Source organism: Chthoniobacter sp., assembly GCF_040003245.1.
Lineage (GTDB): Bacteria > Verrucomicrobiota > Verrucomicrobiia > Chthoniobacterales > Chthoniobacteraceae > Chthoniobacter.
The window spans coordinates 1-24,706 of the sequence record NZ_JBDUCX010000090.1 but is presented as its reverse complement, the minus strand read 5'-3'; the positions used below and the strand labels follow the sequence as shown (position 1 = coordinate 24,706).

Here is a 24,706-nt window from a genome sequence, read left to right as displayed (position 1 = left end):
ACCGGCACGCGCATCCTGTGCGTGAGCGGCGACGTGAAGAAGCCCGGCTATTACGAAGTGGAAGTCGGCAGCCTCACGATGGGCGAGCTGATCAATGACGTCTGCGGCGGCATGCTCGAAGGGCGCAAACTCAAGGCGGTGATCCCGGGCGGTTCCTCGGCCAAGGTGTTGAAGGCTGGCGAGAAGTACAAGATCAAGGACAAGGAGATCACGCTGGAAGACATCCCGATGGATTTTGACACGCTGGCCGCGGCAGGTTCGATGGCGGGCTCCGGCGGCGTCATCGTCATGGACGACACGCGCGACATGGTGGAGACGCTCAATAACATCAACGAATTTTATGCCCACGAGTCGTGCGGCCAGTGCACCCCGTGCCGCGAGGGCGCGTTGTGGATGGAGAAGATCACGCATCGCATCCTGGAGGGCGGGGGAACGGACAAGGACCCGGACATCTTGAAGAACGTCGCCGACAACATTGCCGGCAAGACTATCTGCGCCTTTGGCGAAGCGTGCGCCTGGCCGACGCAATCTTTTGTCCTCAAGTTCCGCGAAGAATTCACCGCCCGGGCGAAGAAGGAAACGCCGCCGCCCATGCCGCCGGAGTACCTGTCGGAGGAATTGATCGCGCCCGAGAAGATCGAGACGCTGCACGACCACCGCACCGGCGCTCCCTTCGCACCCGCCGCCACGAAATAATTTTTGATGAGCACCGAATCCGCCGCTCCAGTCCAGATGTTGAATGTCCAGGTCGATGGCGTCTGGCATCAGTTTCCCAAAGGCACCCGCGTCATCGAGGCCTGTTCGCAGGCGGGCAAGTTCGTGCCCCGGTATTGCTACCATGCGAAGCTTTCCTCGCCGGGCAACTGCCGCATGTGCCTCGTCGAAATGGGCATGCCGAAGATGACACCCGACCGCAAGCCGGTCATCGGCGCCGATGGCAAGCCGGAGATCGGCTGGATTCCGCGTCCGCAGATTTCCTGCGCGCAGGATGTAGCCGAGGGCATGGGCATCCGCACCGATTCCCAGATGGCGCGCGAGTGCCGCCAGGGCGTGATGGAATTCCTGCTCATCAATCACCCGCTGGATTGCCCGATTTGCGATCAGGCCGGTGAATGCCGCCTCCAGGAGTTTTCCGTCGAGTACGGCCAGGGCGAATCGCGCTTCCTCGAGCACAAGGTGAAGAAGCCGAAGAACGTGGAACTCGGGCCGCGCGTGACGCTCGACGCCGAGCGCTGCATTCTTTGCACGCGTTGCATCCGCTTTATGAAGGAAGTGGCGCATGACGACGTGCTCGGCATCGTCGACCGCGGCAGCTTCAACACCATTGCCTGCCATCCGGAGCGCATCCTCGACAGCAATTACTCGCTCAACACCGTCGACATCTGCCCCGTCGGTGCGCTGACCTCGTCGGACTTCCGCTTCAAGATGCGCGTCTGGTTCCTCAAGGAGACCAAGACCATCGACGTCAACTGCGGCACAGGGTCGAACATCACCATCGGTTCGCGCGAGAACAAAATCTACCGCATCACGCCCCGCGAAAACAACGACGTGAACGGTGTCTGGCTCCCCGATTCGCACCGGCTCAACTTCAAGTACGTCGGCGACGAACATCGCCTCAAGCAGCCCACGGTGAAAGGCCAGCCAGTCGAGTGGCGCACGGCCATCGCCATCGCCGCGGAAGTCTTGAAGTCCAAGCCGAGCGAACAAATCTGGCTGCTCGCCTCGGGCCGGCAGACGAACGAGGAGCTGTTCCTCACCACGCGGCTGATCAGCGCGCTCAATATCAAGAAGCAGCACGACATTCTGCCGCGCAATGGCGAGGCCGACGGCTTGTACATCGCCGCCGATCGCAATCCGAACACCAGCGGCGCGAAACTGCTGGGCCTCACCACGAGCAAGCCCGGCGGTCGCTTGAAGAAATTCGTCGAAGGCGTGCGCGCCGGCACGGTCAAAGTGGTGATCACGCTCGGCGAAGATCTCACCAAGACCGGCCTTACGGAGGCAGAACTCGCCAAGCTCGACGCGATCATCGCGCTCGACATCCTGCCGAACAAAACGACGCCGCACGCCACTGTCCTGCTGCCCGCCAGCGCGTGGGTCGAGAAGCGCGGTTCGATGATCAACGCCAAGGGCCGGCTCCAGCGCCTCAACCTGGCCGTCACGGCGCCCGGCGAGGCGCGCGATGACTGGGAAATCCTGCGCGACCTCATCCTAGCCGTCTCCGGCTCGAATGGCCTCTACATGATCGAGGACGTTTTCAAATCGCTCGCGGCCGAAGTGAAGGAATTCGCCGGGCTGAGCTTGAGCAAGATCGGTGATCTCGGATTACCGCTCATCCAGGAAAAAGCGCCTGAACTAGAGCCCGCCGAGGCCGCGAAGTAAGGCGCCAATATTTCGTTCGATGGACTATTTTCTTTCCTCTGATCTCTGGTTCGCGCTGCTCAAGACGTGTTTCCTGATCTTCGCCGTCGTGTTGCCGATGGTGAGCTACACGGTTTACGCCGAGCGTCGGGTCAGCGCGCTGATCCAGGACCGCCTCGGGCCGAATCGTACCGGCTTCCCGCTCTCGCTCATCCCGGGCGTCAAGAACGATTGGTCGCCGATCCTCGGGGGATTGGGGCAGCCGGTAGCCGATGCCGTAAAATTCCTCCTCAAGGAAGATTTCGTCCCGGCGCACGTCAACAAATTCTACTTCTGGATCGCGCCGGCGCTTTCGATGATGCCCGCGCTTGTCACGCTGGCCGCCATCCCTTTCGGCAGCACAATCATGGGAGTGCCGATGGTGGTCGCAAATATCAACGTGGGGCTGCTCTTCATGTTCGCGATCTCGAGCGTGAGCGTCTACGGCATCGTCATTGCCGGCTGGTCCTCGAACTCGAAGTATCCCTTCCTTGGCGGCATCCGCAGTTCGTCGCAGATGATCAGCTATGAACTCGGCATGGGCTTGAGCGCCGTGCCCGTGCTGCTCATCGCCGGATCGACCAGCCTGCCCAAGATCGTCGACTTCCAGATTCACAATGGCTGGCTGCTGATGCCGTACATGAACGGCCATCTCGGGTGGGCGAAAACAATCCTCTGGATCCCGGCCGTCATTGCGTTCGTAACCTTCACGATCTCGATGTTCGCCGAGACAAACCGTCTGCCGTTCGATCTTCCCGAATCCGAAACGGAACTCGTCGCCGGTTACCATACGGAATATTCGTCGATGAAATTCGCGTTGTTCTTCCTCGGCGAATACACCGCGATGATTGCCGGTTGCTCGCTGATCGTCGTCCTTTTCTTGGGCGGCTATCACTTCCCGGGCATTCCGAACGGCGCTGGAGAAGGTGGGTGGCTGCCCTTTCCCCACTTCGCTCCGGGCACATTTTGGCATGCCTTCGTAAATGCCTGCTGGGGCCTCGTCAACATCACCGTCTTCTTCGGCAAGGTCGCCGCGTTGCTCCTCGTCTTCATCTGGGTGCGTTGGACGCTGCCACGTTTCCGTTTCGACCAGCTCATGAAGCTCGGCTGGCTCTACCTCTTCGAAATCGCCCTTGTGAATATTTTCCTTACCGCGGGCATCCTCGCCTTCACCCACTAACATGGCCACCTACGTCGTCCCACGCCCAAACCTGACTTGGAAGGAGAAGATGTATCTTCCGGCGATCGTCGCCGGCATGATGATCACCATCAAGCATCTCAAGCGCATGCTCATGGGGGAGACCAAAGTCGTGATGCAATATCCCGAGGAAAAGTGGGATTCGCACATGCCCGAGCACTATCGCGGCGCGCCGACGCTGGTCACGGACGACCACGGCCGCGAGCGTTGCGTCGCCTGCCAGCTCTGCGAATTCATCTGCCCGCCGCGCGCCATCACGATCATCCCCGAGGAAATTCCCACCGAGTCGAAGTTCGCCAAGGTCGAGAAGCGGCCCAAGGAATTCGAAATCGACATGATCCGCTGCATCTACTGCGGCCTGTGCGAAGAGGTTTGCCCCGAGCAGGCTATTTTCCTGCGGAAAGATTACGCCATCACCGGCACCACCCGCGCGGAGATGAAGCACGACAAGGCCAAGCTCTATGAACTCGGCGGCGTGATGGACGGCCTGGTGCACAAGTGGAACCCCAAGAAATAATCCGCTGATGTCGCCGATCCTCTTTTATTTCTTCGCCGCGCTCACGCTGATCTTCGGCGTGGCCGTCGTGGCGAATCGCAACCCGGTCGCCAGCGCGCTGTGCCTCGTCGTTTCCTTCCTCGGGCTGGCGTCGCTGTTCGTCGGGCTCGACGCCTACTTCATCGCCGTGGTCCAGGTGCTCGTCTACGCGGGCGCCGTCATGGTGCTCTTCCTTTTCATCATCATGCTCCTCGACTTGAAGGCGGAGGAGCGGCGCAAGATCAACCTGCCGGCCTACGCCGGCGGCATTCTCGTCGCGGTGGCGTTCGTCGCGCAGCTCTGGCTGGTCTTGCAACGGTTCAGCGCCGCGCATGCGCCGTTTCCCACGCTGTGGCTGAAGGACGGCCAGACCAGTGTCGACGATGTCCGTAACGTCGGCACCACGCTCTTCTCCGTGGATAACCTGCCGTTCCAGGTCGTGGGCGTTCTCATCCTCGTCGCCACGATCGGCGTGGTCGTCCTCTCCAAGCGCGAATTGAAATGACGATCACCCTTTTTCATTACCTGTTCGTCAGCGGCCTGCTCTTCGCCATCGGCCTCGCCGGGGTGATGCTCCGCCGCAATATCATCATCATCTTCATGTGCCTCGAGTTGATGCTGAACGCGGCCAATCTCTCGCTCGTCGCTTTCTCCCGCTTCAATCTCGTCGACGGCCTGCCCAACTACAACGCGCAGGTCCTCGTCTTCTTCATCATCACCGTCGCCGCCGCCGAAGTCGCGGTCGGCCTCGCCATCATCGTGGCTCTCTACCGCGCCCGGCAGACGACCCACGTCGAGGACATCAATTCGCTGAAATTCTAGGCCGCTCATGGACTCTCGCTTTCCCTGGTTCATTCTTCTCGCCCCGCTGGTCAGTGCCATTCTGATCCAGCTCTTCACGCGCAAATCCCGCGGCGTAAGCGCGACGATCTCCGTCTTGTCGGTTAGCTTCACGCTCATCGCCAGCCTCTTCGTTTTCTTCGGTCACGACGGCACGAGCGAAATTCCGTGGCTCGATTTTCGCCCGGCGTTTTACGTCCCCATCGGCGTGACGATCGATGAGCTGAGCAAGCTCATGCTGCTCGTTGTCACCGGCATCGGCACGCTCGTGCACATCTACTCGCTGGTCTATATGAAGGAGGACGAGAGCGAGGCGCGCTTCTTCGGCAACCTGTCGCTCTTCATGTTCTCGATGCTCGGCATCGTGCTGGCGAACAACTTCGCCATGATGTTCATCTTCTGGGAACTCGTGGGCGTCAGTTCGTATCTGCTCATCGGCCACTGGTTCACCCGCGACACTGCGGCGGCCGCGGCGAACAAGGCTTTCATCGCCAACCGCATCGGGGACTTCGGCTTCATGCTTGGCATCCTCATGGTGTGGACCGCGACCGGCACCGTGGTCTTTAGCGAGATGCAGGCCAGCCTGCCCACGCTCAGCCTCACCGCCGGCTTCCTCACCTTGTCGGCGCTGCTGATTTTCTGCGGCGCCATCGGCAAGAGCGCGCAGTTCCCGCTGCACGTGTGGTTGCCCGACGCCATGGAAGGCCCGACCCCGGTATCCGCGCTCATCCACGCCGCCACGATGGTCGCGGCGGGCGTTTACATGCTCGCACGGGTCTCGTTCCTCATCCAGCTCTCCGCCACCGCGCTGACGGTCATCGCCTCCATCGGCATGATTACCGCCGTGCTCGCCGCGCTCATCGCCACCCAGCAGGATGACATCAAGCGCATCCTCGCCTACTCGACCCTCTCGCAGCTCGGCTACATGATCTGCGCCATCGGCCTCGCCGCCCCGGGCGCCGCGATGTTCCACCTTTTCACGCACGCCTTCTTCAAGGCGCTCCTCTTCCTCGGCGCCGGTGCGATCATCCACGCCATGCATCACGAGCAGGACATTTGGAAGATGGGTGGCCTGAGCAAGAAGATGAAGTGGACGAGCCTGACCTTTGCGGCGGGCTACCTGGCGCTGATCGGCTTTCCGGGATTGAGCGGTTTCTTCTCGAAGGACGTGATCCTGCTCGCCGCCTGGCAGCAAAGCCCGCTCATCTTCATCCTCGCGCTCTTTACTGCCCTCCTGACCGCGTTTTACATGACGCGTCTCTTCGTGGTGGTGTTCCTTGGGAACACGCGCAGCCCGGCGGCCGATCACGCGCACGATGGCCCGCTGACGATGACCGCGCCGCTGATCATTCTCGCAGTCCTTTCCGTCATCGCCGGCTGGAGCATTGTCGCCCCGCACGCGCTCGGTGAGACCTTTTCACAAGCCATCGAGACGATCGAAAAGAGCGGGGGACGTATCCCAGTCATGATCCTCGCTACCGGCGCTTTCCTCATTGGTGCGGGCGCCAGCTTTGTCCTCTACAAGGGTCGCTCGCAAGAGCCGGTCCCGTTTGCGCCGTTCCGCGACAAGCTCTACTTCGACGAAATCTACGCCGCCCTCATCGCCGGCACGCAGGACCTCCTAGCGACCCTCGCGCGCTTCATCGATCAATGGCTCATTGACGGCGTCCTGGTGCGCGGCTCGAGTGGTCTCGCCTGGGCCACCGGCTTCGTCCTGCGTTTCCTGCAGTTCGGCAATTTGCAAGGGTACGCCTTCCTTTTCGGCCTCGGCGTCGTCGCCACCATTTACCTCCTGGTTTTCCGCTGATGCTCTCGCTCATCATCTTCATCCCCATCCTCGCTGCGCTGGCCATTTTTGTTGGAGCGCCGGCTCGCAAGACGGCTTTCGGCGCGGCGGTCGCCCAGTTCGTTCTCACGCTGTTCGCCTTTCTGTCCTACGACAAGACGATCGGCAAATATCAGTTCACGTCCGTGACGCCGATCGTGGCGGATTGGAAGCTCAACTACGCGGTCGGCGCCGATGGCCTGAGCCTCGTGATGCTCCTGCTCACCGGCATCGTCACCCTCGCCGCCGTCTGGGTCACGCCGAAGATCGAGAAGCGCGAGAATCTCTTCTATGGGTGCCTGCTTTTCATCTCCGCAGGCGCGGCGGGCGCCTTTGCCTCCACCGATCTCTTCTTCTTCTACTCGTTCCACGAGCTGGCGCTGATTCCCACCTTTCTCCTCATCGGCTTGTGGGGCACCGGCGAACGCTACACGGCCGCGTGGAAGATCACCATCTACCTCGGGATCGGCAGCATCATCCTGCTCATCGGTTTGGTGGATCTCTATTTCGCCGTGCCGGAAGGCTTCCGCACGTTCAGTCTCATCGACCTGCAAAGCCTCGCCGCGAATGGTCACATCCCCGCCGCCGCGCAAAGCCGTCCCTACCTTTTCCTGCTCATCGGCTTCGGGGTCCTCGTCTCGCTCTTCCCCTTCCACTCATGGGCGCCCCCGGCTTATGCCTCCGCGCCGACGCCGGTGACCATGCTGCACGCCGGGGTGCTGAAAAAATTCGGCCTCTACGGTCTCATCCGCGTCGCCCTGCCGCTCCTGCCCGAGGGAGCAAAAGCGTGGGCCAGCCTCCTGCTTATTCTGCTCGTCGGCAACATCATCTACATCGGCCTTGTGACCATCGCGCAGAAGAAACTCGACCTGCTTCTCGGCTATTCGAGTGTGATGCACATGGGTTACATCTTCCTCGGCATCGCCGCGTTGAATCTCGTCGGCGTCAGCGGGGCGGCTCTGCTCATGTTCGCGCATGGCCTGTCGATTGCCGCGCTCTTCGCGATGGCGGGCTTCCTGCGCGAGAAGAACCCGCTGCTCTTGCTGGAGAGCTTTGGCGGCGTCGCCAAGTCCGCTCCGTGGCTCGGCTTTGCCTTTGGCCTCGCCGCCTTCGCTTCGATCGGTCTGCCCGGCTTTGCTAATTTCGCCAGCGAATTGAGCGTCTTCTTCGGCGCCTTCAAGCCCGGCGCTGGCCTCGTCGCTTCTAACTTCCAACTCGCGACTGTCTTCGCTCTTTGGGGTGTCGTCATTTCCGCCGTCTACATGCTGCGCGCTTTCCGGGCCATTTTCCTCGGTCCGCCCGCCGCGGATGCCGTGGAATGGGCCGACCCCGTCAAATCGCTCCGCTGGCCCATCATCCTGCTGCTGGCCTTTCTGCTCATCGCGGGTTTCGCCCCCGGCGCTTTCTTCGCCTACCTGCAGCCGAGCATCCAAGCCCTCCTGCCGAAATAAATGATCCCTTCGATCTCCCTCGAAATTACCGTCCTGCTTCTCGGCATCATCATGTTGCTCGTTGAGTCGTTCAGCAAGAGCGACGACAAGCGCGGCCTCGCCAAGATGGCCATTGCCATCCTCTTCGCCCTCATCGGCTTTTCCTTCTTCGCCAAGGCTGACGTCGGCAACCTCGCGCCGTTCTACACAGCCGACGCCACCGCGCTCTTCTTCAAGCGCATTGCGCTGCTCACGACTGTCATCGTGCTCATCATGGCGCTGGAGTACCAGAGCGTGCTCCAGAAGTTCATTCCTGGCCTGACTCCCGGCGCCGGTCTCGGCGAATTCTACAGCCTCCCGGTCTTCACCTGCGCGGGCCTCATGTTCATGGCGAGCGCCGTCGATTTCCTGCTCATCTTCGTCTCGCTCGAACTGGTGACGATCAGCTTCTACGTCCTCGTCGCCTATATGCGCCGCCAGCCCGCCTCGCTTGAGGCCGGCGTGAAATACCTCATCCTCGGGGCGCTTAGCACCGGTTTCCTCGTCTACGGCATCACTTGGATTTTTGGCGTCACGGGGCAGACGAATCTGGAGTTGATCCGGCAGGTCGTCGAGGCCGGCCATGTCCCGCAGGCCCCCTTCCTCTTCGGTGTCGTCCTCATTCTCATCGCCCTCGGCTTCAAGATCGCCGCGGCGCCTTTCCAACTTTGGGTGCCCGATGTGTATCAAGGCGCGCCCACGCCCATCACCGCCTTTCTCAGCGTTGGTTCGAAAGCCGCGGGCTTCATCGTTCTGTTGCGCGTCCTTGAGGCGTTCCTCGCGTCTCCCGAGACCAGCGACAAGATTCTCACCGTCCTCGGCATTCTCGCCGGGGCCACGCTCATTTACGGCAACCTGGCCGCCCTTCCACAGGATAACTTCAAGCGCCTCCTCGCCTATTCCTCGATCGCGCACGCCGGCTATCTGCTCATCGCCGTGGCCAGCGTCTCTAGTTCCCCGGAAGGCTTCGGTTCGTCCCGCGTGGCCGTCGCCTATTACCTCGCCGGTTATTTGCTGATGACTCTGCTCAGCTTCCTCGTCCTCATCGTCGTCGCCCGGCACTCACGTGGCGACGATATCGCGCACTTCAACGGCCTCTCCAAGCGTTCGCCCTTCCTCGCCTTCGGACTGCTCGTGGCTATGCTCTCCCTCGCCGGCATTCCTTTCACCGTCGGCTTCATCGGCAAGTTTCTCGTCTTCGCCACCGCCATCCAGGCGCACAACTACGGCCTCCTTGGCATCGGCATCGTCACCGTCGGCGCTGGCTTCTACTATTACCTGCGCGTAGTCGCCGCGATGTATTGGCAGGAACCGGGCGATGACACCGTCATCACCATCGCCCCGCTCACCAAGTTCGCCATCGGCGCGCTCACGCTCTTCATCTTCGTCTTTGGTATCTTCCCACAGCCCATCCTCAATTCGCTCAAGGGTGTGCCGATTGAGACTCGCGTGGTGGCCCACCCAGTCGCGCAGAGGTAAGCCGGTCTGCTTTGACGTCGCCTGCCCGGGGATAGCAGGGCCAACCGTTCGAGGTGCCGAAGGGTGCTAAATGGGAGGCGAGAGAGGGGAGTCGGGATCCCGCACGGAGTTGATCGGCACGACACGCCACGGCGCAATCGCCAGGAAGAGCAGCAAAGCCGGCAGCCCGAACGGGACGAATGCCAGGAGAGCCCATGCCGGATGGAATCCCGCTTTGCGCATGATTGGCCACATGACCAACATGGGGATTCCGCAGATGAGAAGGATGATGACGAGGTCCGGTCCCGCAAGGTTGAAGAAGGATGCGATCATAGGGGTGTGTGGGTTTTCCTTCGCGGAGAAGGTACGGATGGTTGGCCGAAGGAGACGGAATCCCGTTTTTTAACAGACTTATCCTAGTCGCCCAACTCGACGTTCCAGTAGGCGAGATCCACGAAATGCCGCCAGCTTTCGTGCCGGCTGCCGTCGAAACTGATGTTGACGAAGGGACGCCATTTTGGCCGGACGGGCTTCTTGATCAGCCGCATGTTCACTTGGTGGGCCAGGCGATTGCCCTTCTTTGTATTGCAGGCAATGCACGAGCACACAATATTCTCCCATGTGGTCTGGCCGCCTTTGTCGCGGGGCAGGACGTGATCCAGATTCAGATCGCGCTTTTCGAAGACCTTCCCGCAGTACTGACAGGTATTCTTATCGCGCTCGAAGATGTTGGCCCGAGTGAATTTGACCTCCTTCTTCGGCAGCCGATCGAAGAACATCAGCACGATGATGCGTGGGACGCGGATCTTGAAGGAGATCGTGTGGACCATTTCGTCCTCGGGTTCGCGATGCGAAAAATCGCGCCAGCTCTCGAAGTCGTGCGTCCGGAAATTATTCCCGCCATCGGCGAAGACGATCTGCGCGTGCCCCTGACACACGAGGGTAAAAGCCCTGCGGACCGTGCAGACGTTGATCGCCTGCCACAGCCGATTGAGGACGAGGACTTGTCGGTCGAGCATAGGGTAAAATGCGCTCGGAAATCGGAAAGGTGCGCGGAAGCTAGCAACGGTGTGGCGTCGTGTCAATCGACGCACGTATTTGTCGCCGATTGCCGCGCAATCTTCCTAGCCACTCGGGGGTGCTCTGCTAGTTTGCCCCCTTATGAAACGCCTGCTCCTTCTCCCCGGCCTCTGTGTTGCGTTTGCCACCGCTGTTTTGGCAGCGGATCCCGCGCCCGCTTCTGCTCCTGCTTCGACTCCCGATTTTTCGTCTTTCAAGACCGCGGACGATCTTTGGAAGCAGTTGGAAAAGCTCCAGGAGCCGCCCGCCGAAAAGCCGAAATCCCGCGAGGAGGCCATGGCCCAACTCCAGGTGTATTTTACCACTGCGCAAGCGGCCGCGGAAGCCTTCGTCAAGACCTTCCCCGCCGACTCGCGGAGCTGGCAGGCCCGGATGGTTGCCCTGCGGTGCAGCATGCAACTGCGCCAGTACGGCGGCACGGGTTCCATCGAGGCCGACCAACAGAAGCTGAACGAGATCATCAATGCGCCCGAGGCGCCCGCTCCGATGAAGGGCGAGGCGACTTTCATGAGCATCCTCATTCAGCGCTCCCAACTGGACAAAGACAAGCCGGAGACCTACGGCGCCTTTCATAAGGCGGTGGCGGATTTCATGGAGAAGTATCCTGATCATCCGCTGGCCAGTCAGTTGAAGATCGTGCAGATGCGCGAACTGCCCAACGACCCGACGCCCCAGGCCGACGAGATCTTGAAGAAAGTGGCCGCGGGCTCCGATCTGCGTCTGGCGGAAGGTGCCAAGGCCATGATCGCCGAGCGGCAGAAGATGGCGGAATTCAAGAGCAAGCCCGTGGACTTGAAATTCAAGTCGGCGGACGGCCATGATATCGATCTCGCCAACTATCGGGGCAAGGTCGTGCTCGTGGATTTCTGGGCGAGCTGGTGCGGTCCGTGCATCGGCGAAATGCCAAACGTCGTCAGCACCTACGGCAAATTGCACGACAAGGGTTTTGAGATCCTCGGCATCTCGCTCGACCAGGACAAGGGAGCCATGGAAGCGGCGCTCAAAAAGCAAAACATGACCTGGACGCAGTATTTCGATGGCGGTGGCTGGGACAACAAGATCAGCAAGTCTTTCGGCATCCAGTCCATTCCTGCGGCGTGGCTCATCGACAAGAAGGGCATGCTGCGCGAACAGGGCTTGCGCGGCGACGCGCTGGGCGCGGCTGTCGAGAAACTCCTCGCGGAGTAATCTTCCCGCCGTGCGCCGGGCGTTCGTTGCGATCCTGCTGGCGCTGACGATCCATGATGTTCGCGCGGGCGACACCGGGCTGTTCGTAGCCGTGGGCTACGGCGGCCGGCGCCTCACTTCGCGCGATGGTGCGACGTGGGAAAACGATCAACGCTGGAGCGATGAGGCGAAGGACAACGACGACGTGCTTTTCAACGTGGCCTTCGGTGCCGGGCGTTTCATTGCCGTCGGCGGAGGCGCGCAGACCGGGCATATTCTCGCCACCCGCGATGGGCGCGAGTGGAAGTCGTTGCAGGACGTGAAAGGCCGGGTCGCCACGGTCGCTTTCGGTCACGGACGTTTCGTCGCCGGGCACGATGCGGAACTGCTATATTCCACCAGCGGCGACAAGTTCAACTACGGCCCACGGCTCGACTGGAAGGGCAGCGTCCACGCGCGCCGGAGCGCCTGCGGCGATACGGAAGCCGGCTTCCGTTTTGTCATCATCGGCGATGTCGATTTGTGGGTGGACAAAAAGCGCGTGAGCTGGCGCGGTGTCACCGGCGACGGCACTCGCTGGGAGGGCACCGCGCTCGACACTCCCGCCGTGCGCGACATCGCCTATGGCGCGGGGCATTTCGTCGTCGTCGGCCCCCGCGGCCTCCTCGAAAGCTCCCACGACGGCCAGGCTTGGGAGCGCCACGAGACCGACTCGGGCGAGGATCTTTCGCACGTCGTGTGGACCGGCACGCGCTTCCTCGTCAGCGGTGGCCAAGCGGCGTGGACTTCGCCCGACGCGCTGCTTTGGACGAAGGAACGCCGCGGCATCCCCTGTAGCATCGCCTGGGCGCGGGAAGGCTTCGTCGGTCTCGGCTTTTCCTGGGGCGGCAACATTCACCTCACCCGCGATTTTGTGGAGTGGAGGAAAGTGAGCGTCCCCGCCGGTCCGTCCCTCAACGCCGTCGCCTTCGGCCAGCCGTCGCTTTGATCTCGCCCTAGCTCCGCAGCGCCGCCACCGCCGCTTCCAGTGAAGGCACATCGGTGATCGAGAGACACGGCGTGCCCTTGCGCGTGCGATTGAGCAAGCCCGCGAGCACTCCGCCGGGGCCCAACTCGAGAAACAGGTCGCACTTCTCTTCATCGACCAGATATTCGATCGTCTCCGTCCACCGCACGGTGCCCGTCACCTGGTCCTGGAGCGACGAGCGGATTTCCTCCTCCTCGCGCACCGGTGCAGCGTCGACATTGCAGATCACCGGGAAACGCGGCGTGGCCAGCGGTGTCCGCTGCAATTCCTCACCGAGCCGAAGAAACGCCGGGTTCATGAGCCGCGAATGGTACGCTCCCGCCACGTTCAGCGTCTTCGCCAGGCGAATGCCGTGCTCCTTGGCCAGCGAAACGGCCAGCGCCACCTTCGAGCTTTCGCCGGAGATCACGATCTGTCCCGGGCTGTTGAGATTGGCCACATCCACATCCGTTTCGGCGGCGAGCGCCCGCACTGTGCTTTCATCCGCCCCGATCATGGCCGCCATGCCGCCGTTCGTCTGCTCGCAAGCTTCCTGCATGAAAAGGCCGCGCCGGGCCACGAGCTTCAGCCCGGTTTCAAAGTCAAACGTCCCCGCCGCACAATGCGCTGTGAATTCTCCCAGCGACAGCCCCGCGGCCGCCTGCACCGGAAATTCGCCGACCTCCGCGCGCAACGCCGCCATGGCTGCCAGGCCGTGGACGAAGAGCGCCGGCTGGCAGTGCTTCGTCTGCGTCAGTTCTTCCTCCGGGCCGTCAAAGGCGATCTTGCTCAGGGAATAGCCGAGAATGCCGTCGGCCTTCGCGAAGAGTTCCGCTGCCGCGGGATATTTGGCGGCCAGATCCTTGCCCATGCCTACGGCTTGGGCGCCTTGCCCGGCGAAAAGAAGGGCGATGCGTTTGTCTTTCATAATCTTTGTCCGAGATGGAGCACCCGCGCGGCCCGCGCGGCACTGCGCGCCAGAAACTCCGCGCCGCGGCTCATCGCGATGTCCAGGGACACCGGTTCGTCGATGATGGCGCAGAGCGCGTCGAAATGGGAACCCACGGCCGCATTTTCGGCGATGGAACCGGCGAACGCCAGCACGGGTTTTCGGTGCTTGCGCGCCAGCGCTGCCACCCCGGCGGGGCCCTTTCCCTCCAGCGTCTGCCCATCGATGCGGCCTTCGCCCGTCACCACGAGATCGCTCGCTGCGATCCGGTCCTCGAGATGCAGTGTCTCGGCGACGAGATCGAACCCCGAACAGATCTTCGCCCCGCAAAAACTCAGCAACCCAAAGGCAATCCCGCCCGCCGCCCCGGCGCCCGGAGTATCGCGAAAATCACACTCCAGGTCGCTGGCGACGACATCCGCGAGATTCAGCAAACCTTCCTCCAGCGCGACCATATCCCTCTCGTTCGCGCCCTTCTGCGGGCTGAAAACCTGAGTCGTCCCGCGCGGCCCGAGCAGGGGATTCTGCACGTCGCAGGCCGCGACGATCTCCGGCAGGTCCATCGCGCCTTCGTGCTCGATGCGAATCAACGCGAGCAGATTACCCGGAATCGGCTCCAGGTCCTCGCCGTCGCTGGTCAGAAATTCGTAGCCCAGTGCCGCTGCCATGCCGATGCCGCCATCCGTGGTCGCGCTCCCGCCCAGCCCGACCAGAATCTTGCGCGCCCCGCGTTCCGCCGCATGCCGGATGAGTTGCCCCGTGCCGAAGGTATTCGCCCGCAACGGCGCGCGTTCCTCCGCCTGGAGCCGCCACAGCCCCGAGGCCTCGCTCATGTCGATGATCGCCAGCTTCTCCGCTTCCACCCACGCATAGCGCGCTTCCACCTCGCGCCCGATCGGATCGAGCGCCCGCGTCACCACCCATTCGCCGCCCAGCGCATCGCGCAACGCATCCGCAAAGCCCTCGCCCCCGTCGGCAATCGGCGCGTGGGTGATCTCCGCCTCCGGCCACACCTGCCGAAATCCAGCCGAGATCGCCTCTGCCGCGGCAACCGCGGAGAGCGAACCTTTGAATTTGTCCGGAGCGACGAGGATCTTCACAAAAATGGGACGGGGAGTCTCGTTGCATCGCCCCGGGATGACAAGCCGCCAAACAGCATTGCCGGCCAGTGGAAACGCGCCCCTACTCGATGACCTTCGACTTCCCCGTATGCCAGACGCGATTCAAATAGTTGCGCGCGGGCTGCTCGATGAAACGATAACTCAGCCAGGCGAGGCCGATCGCCAGCGGCAGGAGCAGCAGGCGATGCGGCGAATCGTGGGCCGCCTTGTAAAAAGGCTGCTGGTAGAGATAGATCGAATAAGACCAGATCCCGAATCGTAGCAGAAAGGGATGCTCCAATATAGAAAGCAGGCGGCGCGGCGCGCGGTGCATCAGCACGAGGCTGGTGGCGAGGAAAGCGGTGCCCACGCTGTATTTGAGGTAATCGGGCAGCGGGTTGGCATTGAGCAGCAATCCTCCGATACCGAAGAACACCGGGGCCCATGGTGACGAGAGCGCCGCGGGCACCTTCTCATGCCAGAAGAGATAGACCGCGACGCCGATCAGGATCGAGGCGCCATGGACATCGGTTCGCCAGTAGACGTCGTAGTAGTCGTGGCCGTGGAGCGTCTGGAACATGCCATTGAGGGACGCGGCCACGGCCAGGACTGTGCAGAGAACGGCGATATTGAACTCCGCCTTGCGCCGGAAAAAAGCGATGACGCCGAGCAGCAGGTACATGTGCTCCTCCACGCACAACGACCAGATGTGATCCAGTTCGCCCAGGCGGCCGATCCAGAACTGGCTGTAATTCAGCGTGAAGGTCAGCGCCGAAAAATAGTGGGCCATGAGCGGGGCGTGATCGCGGATCGACAGATAGATCATCAACACCGTGACGAAAACAAACAGGGCGGGGTAAACCCGCGAGATGCGCCGACGGAAGAAGCTGGGCAGCGGCGTCTGCCGGACAAACAGGATTTCGGCCATCAGCCGGCCACTGAGCACAAAAAACAATTCCACCCCGAAGCGGCCCGCGTAGACGCCCTTGGTGCCGATATAATGGCCGACCAGCACCGCCAGCACCGCCAGGCCTCTCCACCCGTCCAGATATAAGATGTGTCCGGCGCGCGCGGGAGCAGGCTTCATCCCTTATCCCCCAGGCGCCCCGGCGACGGGACGTCACCGGGTTGGAACTGGGGGGATGGAAGGGTCAGGCATTCGCTCCCTCCGTTCGTCGCAGATTTTGGGAAGCGCCAGGTAGAGATGATGGCCGGCGTGAGGATCAGCACCCGGCGATTCTGTTCAGGCCGGACGACTTCCGGCGCGTTGGACTCATGCGCAAAGCGTAGTGGTGACCTGCGTCCATGACGAGGAAATTAGCACCCCGCCGGTATCTCGTCATAAGTAACTGGAAATCAGCCACTCGGATCAGCGCTTCTTCGGCTTTTCGCCGGTGAAGATCGTCTTAATGCTCCGCCCGATCTTGGTCAGCATGGTGTCGTCTTCCTTGGGCTTGGAGCGCCGCGAACGTCCAGATGAGGAGGAGGCCGTGCTGGTGCGAAAGTCGATGGCCACGGTTTGCTCGGCGGCATCCGCCAGCTGGATGTGCCGCGTCCGCGAGGTGCGGCCATTCGATTCCGCGCTGATGTCGTGGGCTCCGGGCAACAAGTCGACCTCCAGCGGGCTCGTGCCGATGTCCCGCCCGTCGCAGATCACCGCAGCGCCTTCCGGTTGGGTGTGGATCTTCACCAGGCCGTGCGGAAACTGCTGCAGGAACGTGGCTTTTTCGGTCGTCAATATGGGAATCGTAACGCTTCGGGACTGGAGGCCAGCCGGGGAGTAAACCACGCGGTAAGTTCCGGGTGGGAGCGGAATCACGGCCGGTGTTTCACCGCTTTGCAGCACTTCGGCCACGGGCGTTTCGTAGGCACTCGCCAATATTTGAAAAGGGATTCCGCGCGGTGTTGTTTCCAGCGTCACCTGGCAAGTGGTCACCGCCGCTGGTGCGGGCGCCGTCGTTTCTGTTTTCTCGAGGGGTGGGATCGGCGCCAAAAGTGCGCGGTGGTCATCCGTCAAGGGTTGGGGCGCGACGGGTGCGAGGGCCAGTGGTATGGGCGGAGGTGTGGCAGGCGCCGAAACGGTCGGCAGCGCTGGCGGGATCACTTGATTTTGCACGACTGCAGGAGGCGCCGGTGTGGCCGTCGTGCGCTGCGCGGTTTTCCACGCCAAAAAAGAAACCGTGAGGAACAGGACGGCGGCTGCTCCGAGCAGGGCGGGCCGCTTTTCGGGCACGCGAGCCCAGGCCTTCACGCTTTCCCAATCCAGCGGCGGCGGTTTTCGTCCCACCGTGGGCTCATTCGTTCCCACGATGGTGGCATTCAGCGTTTCGCCCATCGGCGCCGACGTTTCCGCCAGCGGCGCGCAGGCCAGTCCCAAGCGGCGCGCAATCTCGGACGCCGAGGCCGGCCGTTTCCGCGGGTCCTTGGCCAGACAGTCGGCGATCGTCTCTTCCCACGCGGGGGGGAAAGGACTCATGCAGGGCAACCCGAGTTTCTGCCGCCGCTCCGTGACCGTGTCCGGGATGATCTCGCGGACCTGCGCGGTAACATCGCCGCTGTAAAAAGGCGGCCGTCCCGTAAGCAGTTCGTAGAGCGTCGCGCCGACGGAATAAATGTCATCGGAAGCCGAGGCCAGCTCGCCGAGCAATTGTTGCGGGCTCATGTAGCCGAGCGTTCCGCCGGTGCTGGACCAGGCGCTCATCCGGGCGGCAGTGTGCTGCAGGCTGCAGGCGATGCCGAAATCCGTCACTTTCAGCACGCCGCGCGAGTTCACCATCAGGTTGCCCGGCTTGAGATCGCGATGCACGCAGTGGCCGCTCTCGTGCGCGTAGGTCAATGCACTGCAGAGGGCGGTTGTCCACATGGCCAGCTCGTCCGGCTCGAAATGCCGGCTCGGCTTGTTCACCCGCAATTGCGACATCGTCAGGCCGTCGACATATTCCATGACGATGGCGGCCATCGCCTCGTCCTCCACGAAGTCGTGAATCCGAACGATATGAGGATGCGTGAGGTCAAGGCAGTGCCGCGTCTCCCGTTTCAAGTCGTCCCGCGCCGCGGCATCAAGAAAGCAAACGTCGGGCAAAAACTTCAGCGCGATTACCCGGTCGAGCCGGCTGTCCTGCGCTTTCCAGACCACACCCATGCCTCCCCGCCCCACAAGGCTGATCAGGTCGAACCTCTCAAACACGCGACGGCCCGCTTGCAACACGGCGTTGGAAGTCTGCGTACTGAGAGGGCTGGCGGTTCCCGACATTGCTTTCCGTGTTCAGCAGAGGACGTACCGTTGGGAGACCCTGATGCCAAACTCAGGGTTATCACGCAGAAATCGAGTTTGGACCCGCGCACTTGACCCGCTCTTGTCGAAGATAGGCCAAACAGTGTCCCCATCATTCGATCCCCATACCGCCTGGCTGGAGTTTCCTTCCGGCGAACGCCAATTCCTCAGCGAGAAAACTACTTCCATCGGCCGCGCCCCGACCAGCCGGTTGATCATCGCTTCCGAACGTGTCTCCCGCAATCATGCCGCCATTCGCTGGGAAGAGGATGGCACTTACACACTCATCGATTTCGGCAGCAGCAATGGCACTTTCCTCAACGGCCAGCGCGTCTCCCGATCGGTGACGCTGCGCAACGGATGGATCGTGGAGATCGGGTTGCAAAAGATGATCTTCCGGACGGTCCCCTCGCCGAATGGGGAGAGGGCGGGAGAGCCGGAAGCGAACGTGGCCCCTTGCTGGCTGCTCGCCCTTTCCGCCACGGCGATCGGCTGCCGGACTCCCGATGACGAGCTGATCGGCAAGACCTTTGAGAGCTGGAGTGAACGCGCGCAACGCATCGTTGCGAAACATCGGGGGCGCACGATGCGCGGTCGCGACGAAGGCCTGATCGCCTACTGGCCGGTGCAAACCGCCGACCCGCGCGCCACTACCGTCGTCGCGGCGGTGCGCGCGTTGGGCAACGTGCGGCAAAACGAAGAGTTCCGCCTTTCCTTGCACTTCGGATCCGTCAATTTGCGGGTCGCGCCCACCGGCGAGGAAGCGCCCGCCGGCCCGGAGGTGATTTGCGCGATGCAATTGGACCGCTTCGCCAGCAACCTGCGCATCCCCATTCTGCTCACCGAAGCGGCACGCGAGGCGCTCGGCACCCACGTGCCCACGCGCAAGCTCGGACTGGACGAATTGCGCGGCTACCGCGGCGAACAGCGATATTATACGTTCGCGGAAGCGCCGGTGGCGTAAAAAGAATCGGCACTCACTTTTGGGTCCGCGTGGTATTGCTGTAGCGGCGGTCTATGACCGCCGAAGCGCAGACCCGGCCGCTTAAAGCGAGACATCCGAGAGCCGCATGTGGGCGACTTCCCTGCCTTCCGAATTCAGGACGACCAGTTCCCCTTCGCTGTTGGATAGCGACCGCGCATAAAGAAAGGCCTGCGGGATCGACACAAACTGCCGTTCCCAAGCTTCACCATGTTTGGTCAATTTGTAGCCGGTGGAAGACGGCTCCGCACAGAGGAGGAATTTCACCTTCATGGGAACGGCTGATTCGCCTGTTTTGCTCATACCGGATGCTAGGATTGCACTCTCAAATCGACCTGCCTCGACGCCAATGTGAACCGTCGGCGCCGATCATTCCCGCGCCTCGGGCGGGGACTGCGGAGGAGGCGTGATCTGGGAAGTGCGTTGGGTGATTTCTTTCAATTTATTTTCCACGTCTTGCATGGCGCCGGCTTGCAAGAGTGCGCGGCGGACCAAGTCGGCGATTTCTATTTGGATAGCTGGGACTTCCCCTTCCGAAGGCTCTGACATGCGCGCCTATTCGCAGCGCCAGGGTTTCGCGGATGTATGTTACCAGACGATTTTCATTATTTGCTTTCGCTGGGCGTCGATGAGTCTCTTCTCCGCATGGTGTCCTCCCGGTTGTCGGGCCACGTAGTCCAGGGCCGCTTTCACCGATTTAAATTCCTGCTCCGTCTCTCCGCCCGCTCGTTTCAAGACGAAACGCGGACCGGTGAGGATCTCGATTTCAAACGATTCCGTTTTCATGGGGTGGCTCCTTCTACCCGGGAATTCGTCCGCCAACCGCGCGGGGGTTGTAGCTATTCCAGCAGACGCAACAGATCGTCCGCGCTCACGGGCTTCTCGAGAATCGGAATATCGCGCGCGGGCAGCTTCGGCCGCAAGTCTTCCGCCGGAATCTGGCTGTAGAGAATCAGCTTGGTCCCGTTCAATCCGGGCTCCGCGTGCAATTGCCACGCGACATCGCCGCCGTGAGCCTTCGGCATCAAGTAATCGATCAAGACCGCATCGGGCTGGAATTCGCGCACCGCTTCCAGCGCGCGTGAAGAATCCTTTTCGACGCGCACCTCGTAGCCCCGGTCGTGGAGCACCAAGCCCAGCGCGAGCGCCGAGTTCGGCTCGTCGTCGATGATGAGAATCCGATTCATGAGGTGTATTTGACAGTGGTCCGCGGCGTTTTATTCATAATCTCCCACCTTCAGTGATGCCGAAGGCGGGGCGGAGAAGGGTGGTGGAGCGGTCTTATGCGCCGGTCTTGAAATTCGACCAGAGGTTTTTGGACGGACTTGGACACGTGTGGACATCGCTGGCCTCCAGTTTAGCTAAATGATTAAACGACGATGCGACTTGGACAGCAGTGGACAGGATGCCCCCGAATTCTCGCGGTCGGGTTACTTTCGCGGGTTACTTTTTTCGGAGGGCATCTGTTCGTCCATTTCAGCCGAGCGAGTCGAAAAGCGCGGCTGCGAATGCAAAGAAGCACATTCCCACAGGCTCTCAGCCATCCACTGCGGCGGGACGCCGGATGTTTGAGGAAGGAGGAGAAGGAGCTTCTAGCGACGCCTCATCCGCTATATAACGAAACATGTGAATGAGCTTTCTTCGCTATGAGCCGCATCTTCTCGGCGATGACTTACCTTGTGACGCCCGCGATTCTCTTTGGCGTTGCAATCGCGGTTTTTGAATGGGCGGGCGGCAGTACGCTGGGGCTTTGTATCGCAATTTCATGCGCCTTCGTTGCTGTCATGCTCGTGTTCGCGCCTCTCGCTGAGGCCGCTTGGCCACCTTTGCCCGCACCTCCTTGTCCGTCGTGTAGCGGAAAATTGGAAGCAACCGGGTGGAATCAGGCGGGGACAGACATGGGAAGAAGTGGCTACATTTATGTTTGCACGGCTTGCCATTCTCGCTACGTGCGACCCAATCGGCGCTCCAACCACCTGCATCCAGCATAGGCCAACGGATATGGGATTGGACGCTGAACTCATCGCCATCGGGCCTTTTGCTCGTCGTCTCGTTTCCTGCTTGGAATATCCACCGGAGTTTTACGTTTCAGTCCCCGAAGGAGCGACTATCGTTGTGTGCTTTCATACTTGCCTTACTAGCGATGAGAGCCACCGCCTTGCGTCAGCGTTCGGTGTCGGCGCTATGGAACTACACCGCCATGTCCTCGATTCCGGCGCGGCAAATCTCACTCTGCTTGGAGAGTTGTGGGAGCCGCAGCTTGTCGAGGCGTTTTCGCATCTTCGCGACGCTGGTTTCCAGTTCTATTATCTACCTCACGCTTGAATCCTCAACGCCTACGAGGACATGAATCAGGAAAAGCTGAATACCGAGGTGGCATCTTCGCTGTTCATCGTCGGCTGATGCAAAAGCGCGGAGATGCGACCATTGGCAAGCGGCAGAGAGACTAGACCGCCATTCCGTAGATGCTCGCTCCGGCAGGCTCGCCGCCGACGCTTCCGCCGATTAAAATACCGATTGAACGTAGCTGCCACCGCTCTTTCGTCAGGAATGGTCATATTCGCGCGGAAAGCCGCTTGGTTGCGCTTTGTCCACCAATTCGCCGGTCTGCGCAGGCTGGGAGCGTTTGCAGCAAGCGCACGGAGTTTCTTTAGAAAATAATCGGGAGACAGAACGGGAGGCCTAGTCAGCAAGTTTGCGCACTGCGCAAGCCTGCCGCCATTCAGCTTGTTCCAAGTCTTGAAGACGGTTGCGCGCATCCGGTCTTCGAGTTTCGATGGCGGACACGGCAGCTTGGCGTCCGCGAAAAAGAAAAAGTAAGCGTGAAAGTGAAAGCCCTCTGTAGCGTGGTGGTCAAGGAAATGGAGCGATGCCATCGACCTGAACCGCTTGTGGAGATTATTCAAAAGTAGGTTCAGGGTGCGTCTCGCCTCTCTGACATCAGTTACCTTCGGACAAAACGTAAGCGTTTGATGAAACCAATAGCGCGGTTCATTGAAACTCAAACAGAACCGAATGAAACGACGCAATGATGCTCTTGAGTAAATCATAAAGGCAACCAATTGCGCCCCATAGAATAAAGGATTGGGCAGGCTCTTTCAGCCGATGCACAGGCTCCCAAGTGCCCTTGCCATAAGAGACGAAGCGGGACAATCCGCAGCCACGATTCGATGCCGTTACATTCCAAACGACGAATTATGTCAATAATTCCAGACTTATGACAGAAACCCTTGTCGGATAGTGAAAAGACGGCTGGTTCGCGGAATAGAGAAGATAGATACCCCCTCCAGAAATTCGCTCCCACGACTTTCGACAGAAATTCATAAATTGCCCCCCCCATCACGTATGTGGCTGGCAATGTGGAAAAGCTGAGATTCCATATCCAGAAGGGCGTCCGACGATATGAGAAAGGACGCCGAATGTTCATCGCGTGCGCTCGTAGAACGATTCCAGTTGACCTCTTGGAATCAGGATTTTCCGCAGAGCTTTGCTTGGCTTGAACAGGCCACGTCCGATGAGCCGTCGAACGCTCTTTTCAGAACAGGCAAGGAAATCTGCTGTCTGCTTTACCGTGAAGAAGCCCGCCGTAGTGCTCGCACATTGAGCTTGGCTGGGCTTGTGGATATGGTCGTTGCTGAACATACGCACATTACACCAGACTTTATACTCCCGTCAAGACTTTTCAGCGCAATCGGCACAGAAATTGTTTTAATTAAATAACTAAACCGCCCGCGTCGGGCGGGATTCTAAGCCGCCGCGTCTCTTACCACGGCAAACGTCGGTGGCGTATCTGACAGACCCTCGAATGTCATCTTCTGAGCCATCGTCGCACTGAACTCTTGGCGCAAGTGGCCGTAGGTCTTGGCAACCAGCATCCCGCCGTCTGAATGGCCAAGCCAACCCGCAACGACCTTGAAATTCACGTCGTTCTCAATCGCGTTGGAGGCAAAGAAGTGACGAAGCGAGTGGACGCTGAAATGTGGCAATCCCGCGCGTTTGCAGGCCGCTGGCAAGGCTCCGCGTGGCGAATCAATCTGGAAGATGCGGTCGTTCGCATCGGCTGTAGGGCGAGCCGCTTTGATGCGTTGGATGAGGTTTCGGAGATTGGGAAACAGCGGAATTGTCCGCTCCTCATGGTTCTTAGTTCCAGACTCACCGCTAGTAATCAGAATCGTGTTCGTCTCGAAATTCACGTCGCAGAACCGGACTTCGCGCGCTTCGCCAACCCGCATCCCGCTGTAGGCCAGAAACTCCACCATCGCAGCGGCACCTGACGCGACAGCGATAGGCGAGGCGTAAAGGGCCTTCACCAAAACTTGAAACTGAGGGCGGGTAAGCACGTCCACCACGGCCTTGGGCTGCTTCCGGCGTTTGAAGTCCTCCGCGCGGTTGTCCATCAGGATACCCCTGTCGCACGCATAGCGCAGCAGGTTCTTGAGCGTTTCCAGTTCGATGTTGTGGCTCCGTGCCGAAATGCTCGCTCCGCGCTTGCGCCTCCATTCGTCGATTTCAGCGAATCCAACGGCCTTGACCGGCATCCCCTTGAAAAATGGCGTGAGGCCGACAATCGCCACGCGCCGCCGGTCGTGAGACTTTGGCTTCAGAGACGCCTTGATGGATTCCATCCAGTTCTCCGCGAGTTCCTCAAACCGGATATTCTTGTTTTCCTTGCCGTGGAGTCGTTCGGCTTTTTCGCGTAATTCCGCCAACCGTCGCTTGGCAATCGCCATGTCATCCGTCTTGAGCGAACGCTTAATCTGCTTGCCGCGCACCTTGACCAAGGCAAAATAGACTTTGTTGCCGTTCCGATAAAGGCACTCCGCAACCTTCTTGAGTTCCTGCGATTTTTGAGGCGTTTCGTTCACGTTTCAGAGCATAGGGTTACTTAAATGGGTTACAAGTCTAAAATTACCGACAACAAAAATAGTCATAAACTGCTGTAATACAGCAAACTGGAGGGGTGGCAGAGCGGTCTAATGCGCCGGTCTTGAAAACCGGAGAGCCGCAAGGCTCCGTGGGTTCGAATCCCACCTCCTCCGCCAAATCCTAAAAAATGCCGTACCCGCCCCCCGTTCCGCCCCGGTTTTCCATCCGGCGGAAGATCGTGATCGGGTTTGGTCTCGTGTTCCTCATGCTCGGGATCATCGGGTTCATCAGCTACCGCAGCACGCGCGCCTTCATCCTCACCGCCGACTGGGTGGCGCACACTCGCGAAGTCATGGAAATCGAGGAACGCACCCAACGGCATCTCATGGAAATGGAAGGCGGGCGGCGTGGTTTCATCATGACGGGCGACGAGAGCTACCTTCGCGGATTCGAGGAGGCGCAAGCGCAGATCATCGAGAATTTCAACGCCCTCAAAACGTACACCGCCGATACCCCGCAACAGACCTTGAAACTCGACCGCCTGCTCACGCTGATCC

Annotated in this window: 25 protein-coding genes and 1 tRNA gene; 15 read left to right on the top strand and 11 right to left on the bottom strand. The window is 60.6% G+C overall.

Going from position 1 to position 24,706, the window contains the following annotated elements; genetic code table 11:
* The 9 genes from ABJF10_RS14170 to ABJF10_RS14130 all read left to right on the top strand — a co-directional run.
* On the top strand, positions 1 to 696 hold a 696-nt coding region (locus ABJF10_RS14170; protein ID WP_348545237.1), incomplete at its 5' end, for an NADH-ubiquinone oxidoreductase-F iron-sulfur binding region domain-containing protein.
* A gap of 6 nt (positions 697 to 702) precedes the next feature.
* Positions 703 to 2,382: a molybdopterin-dependent oxidoreductase gene (locus ABJF10_RS14165; RefSeq protein WP_348545236.1), complete on the top strand. Its 1,680-nt coding sequence runs from the start codon at positions 703 to 705 to the stop codon at positions 2,380 to 2,382.
* A gap of 19 nt (positions 2,383 to 2,401) precedes the next feature.
* The gene (locus ABJF10_RS14160; protein ID WP_348545235.1) at positions 2,402 to 3,580 is read left to right on the top strand and encodes a complex I subunit 1 family protein; all 1,179 of its coding nucleotides are present in this window, start codon (positions 2,402 to 2,404) and stop codon (positions 3,578 to 3,580) included.
* 1 nt (position 3,581) lies between these two features.
* Positions 3,582 to 4,115 (top strand): NADH-quinone oxidoreductase subunit I, encoded by a 534-nt coding sequence (locus ABJF10_RS14155; protein ID WP_348545234.1) that lies wholly within the window; start codon positions 3,582 to 3,584, stop codon positions 4,113 to 4,115.
* A gap of 7 nt (positions 4,116 to 4,122) precedes the next feature.
* Entirely contained in the window at positions 4,123 to 4,638 is a 516-nt protein-coding gene (locus ABJF10_RS14150; protein WP_348545233.1) for an NADH-quinone oxidoreductase subunit J, read from the top strand.
* On the top strand, positions 4,635 to 4,955 hold the full coding sequence (gene nuoK / locus ABJF10_RS14145) for an NADH-quinone oxidoreductase subunit NuoK (protein WP_348545232.1): 321 nt from the start codon (positions 4,635 to 4,637) through the stop codon (positions 4,953 to 4,955). The genes ABJF10_RS14150 and nuoK overlap by 4 nt, the downstream gene beginning before the upstream one ends.
* 7 nt (positions 4,956 to 4,962) lie before the next feature.
* On the top strand, positions 4,963 to 6,780 hold the full coding sequence (gene nuoL, locus ABJF10_RS14140) for an NADH-quinone oxidoreductase subunit L (RefSeq protein ID WP_348545231.1): 1,818 nt from the start codon (positions 4,963 to 4,965) through the stop codon (positions 6,778 to 6,780).
* Complete coding sequence (locus ABJF10_RS14135; protein WP_348545230.1) at positions 6,780 to 8,249, top strand: NADH-quinone oxidoreductase subunit M; 1,470 nt, start codon at positions 6,780 to 6,782, stop codon at positions 8,247 to 8,249. The genes nuoL and ABJF10_RS14135 overlap by 1 nt, the downstream gene beginning before the upstream one ends.
* Positions 8,250 to 9,746: an NADH-quinone oxidoreductase subunit N gene (locus ABJF10_RS14130; RefSeq protein WP_348545229.1), complete on the top strand. Its 1,497-nt coding sequence runs from the start codon at positions 8,250 to 8,252 to the stop codon at positions 9,744 to 9,746.
* Between the two features lie 66 nt (positions 9,747 to 9,812).
* Here ABJF10_RS14130 and ABJF10_RS14125 read toward each other — a convergent pair whose 3' ends face one another.
* Together ABJF10_RS14125 and ABJF10_RS14120 are read right to left on the bottom strand one after the other, a co-directional pair.
* Positions 9,813 to 10,058, bottom strand: a complete 246-nt coding sequence (locus ABJF10_RS14125; RefSeq protein WP_348545228.1) for a hypothetical protein — start codon at positions 10,056 to 10,058, stop codon at positions 9,813 to 9,815.
* Positions 10,059 to 10,141: 83 nt separating this feature from the next.
* Positions 10,142 to 10,744, bottom strand: coding sequence for an HNH endonuclease (locus tag ABJF10_RS14120; RefSeq protein WP_348545227.1), 603 nt, complete (start codon positions 10,742 to 10,744; stop codon positions 10,142 to 10,144).
* Between the two features lie 142 nt (positions 10,745 to 10,886).
* On the opposite strand from ABJF10_RS14120, the gene ABJF10_RS14115 reads away from it, so the two are divergent.
* Positions 10,887 to 11,993 (top strand): redoxin domain-containing protein, encoded by a 1,107-nt coding sequence (locus tag ABJF10_RS14115; RefSeq protein WP_348545226.1) that lies wholly within the window; start codon positions 10,887 to 10,889, stop codon positions 11,991 to 11,993.
* A 10-nt stretch (positions 11,994 to 12,003) separates the two neighbouring features.
* A complete protein-coding gene (locus tag ABJF10_RS14110) occupies positions 12,004 to 12,960 on the top strand; it encodes a hypothetical protein (RefSeq protein ID WP_348545225.1) in 957 nt (318 codons plus the stop codon).
* A 7-nt stretch (positions 12,961 to 12,967) separates the two neighbouring features.
* Here the strand turns inward: ABJF10_RS14110 and fabD are convergent, their stop codons facing one another.
* The 4 genes from fabD to ABJF10_RS14090 form a co-directional block, all read right to left on the bottom strand.
* Positions 12,968 to 13,906, bottom strand: coding sequence for an ACP S-malonyltransferase (fabD, locus tag ABJF10_RS14105; RefSeq protein ID WP_348545224.1), 939 nt, complete (start codon positions 13,904 to 13,906; stop codon positions 12,968 to 12,970).
* Positions 13,903 to 15,027: a glycerate kinase gene (locus tag ABJF10_RS14100; RefSeq protein ID WP_348545223.1), complete on the bottom strand. Its 1,125-nt coding sequence runs from the start codon at positions 15,025 to 15,027 to the stop codon at positions 13,903 to 13,905. Before ABJF10_RS14100 ends, fabD begins: the two co-directional genes overlap by 4 nt.
* Before the next feature lie 82 nt (positions 15,028 to 15,109).
* Complete coding sequence (locus ABJF10_RS14095; RefSeq protein ID WP_348545222.1) at positions 15,110 to 16,114, bottom strand: acyltransferase; 1,005 nt, start codon at positions 16,112 to 16,114, stop codon at positions 15,110 to 15,112.
* 282 nt (positions 16,115 to 16,396) lie between these two features.
* Positions 16,397 to 18,280 (bottom strand): protein kinase, encoded by a 1,884-nt coding sequence (locus ABJF10_RS14090; RefSeq protein ID WP_348545221.1) that lies wholly within the window; start codon positions 18,278 to 18,280, stop codon positions 16,397 to 16,399.
* A gap of 124 nt (positions 18,281 to 18,404) precedes the next feature.
* Between ABJF10_RS14090 and ABJF10_RS14085 the strand changes: the two genes are divergently transcribed.
* A complete protein-coding gene (locus tag ABJF10_RS14085) occupies positions 18,405 to 19,265 on the top strand; it encodes an FHA domain-containing protein (RefSeq protein WP_348545220.1) in 861 nt (286 codons plus the stop codon).
* Positions 19,266 to 19,346: 81 nt separating this feature from the next.
* Here ABJF10_RS14085 and ABJF10_RS14080 read toward each other — a convergent pair whose 3' ends face one another.
* The 4 genes from ABJF10_RS14080 to ABJF10_RS14065 form a co-directional block, all read right to left on the bottom strand.
* Entirely contained in the window at positions 19,347 to 19,556 is a 210-nt protein-coding gene (locus ABJF10_RS14080; RefSeq protein WP_348545219.1) for a hypothetical protein, read from the bottom strand.
* Between the two features lie 315 nt (positions 19,557 to 19,871).
* A complete protein-coding gene (locus tag ABJF10_RS14075) occupies positions 19,872 to 20,069 on the bottom strand; it encodes a hypothetical protein (protein WP_348545218.1) in 198 nt (65 codons plus the stop codon).
* 53 nt (positions 20,070 to 20,122) lie between these two features.
* Positions 20,123 to 20,470, bottom strand: a complete 348-nt coding sequence (locus ABJF10_RS14070) for a response regulator (RefSeq protein WP_348545217.1) — start codon at positions 20,468 to 20,470, stop codon at positions 20,123 to 20,125.
* A gap of 1,164 nt (positions 20,471 to 21,634) precedes the next feature.
* On the bottom strand, positions 21,635 to 22,333 hold the full coding sequence (locus ABJF10_RS14065; RefSeq protein WP_348545216.1) for a hypothetical protein: 699 nt from the start codon (positions 22,331 to 22,333) through the stop codon (positions 21,635 to 21,637).
* Positions 22,334 to 22,685: 352 nt separating this feature from the next.
* Between ABJF10_RS14065 and ABJF10_RS14060 the strand changes: the two genes are divergently transcribed.
* Positions 22,686 to 23,003: a hypothetical protein gene (locus tag ABJF10_RS14060; protein WP_348545215.1), complete on the top strand. Its 318-nt coding sequence runs from the start codon at positions 22,686 to 22,688 to the stop codon at positions 23,001 to 23,003.
* A gap of 26 nt (positions 23,004 to 23,029) precedes the next feature.
* Here the strand turns inward: ABJF10_RS14060 and ABJF10_RS14055 are convergent, their stop codons facing one another.
* Positions 23,030 to 24,148: a site-specific integrase gene (locus ABJF10_RS14055; protein WP_348545214.1), complete on the bottom strand. Its 1,119-nt coding sequence runs from the start codon at positions 24,146 to 24,148 to the stop codon at positions 23,030 to 23,032.
* Between the two features lie 89 nt (positions 24,149 to 24,237).
* On the opposite strand from ABJF10_RS14055, the gene ABJF10_RS14050 reads away from it, so the two are divergent.
* Positions 24,238 to 24,325: transfer RNA gene (locus ABJF10_RS14050), tRNA-Ser, on the top strand.
* A gap of 11 nt (positions 24,326 to 24,336) precedes the next feature.
* On the top strand, positions 24,337 to 24,706 hold a 370-nt coding region (locus ABJF10_RS14045; protein ID WP_348545213.1), incomplete at its 3' end, for a CHASE3 domain-containing protein.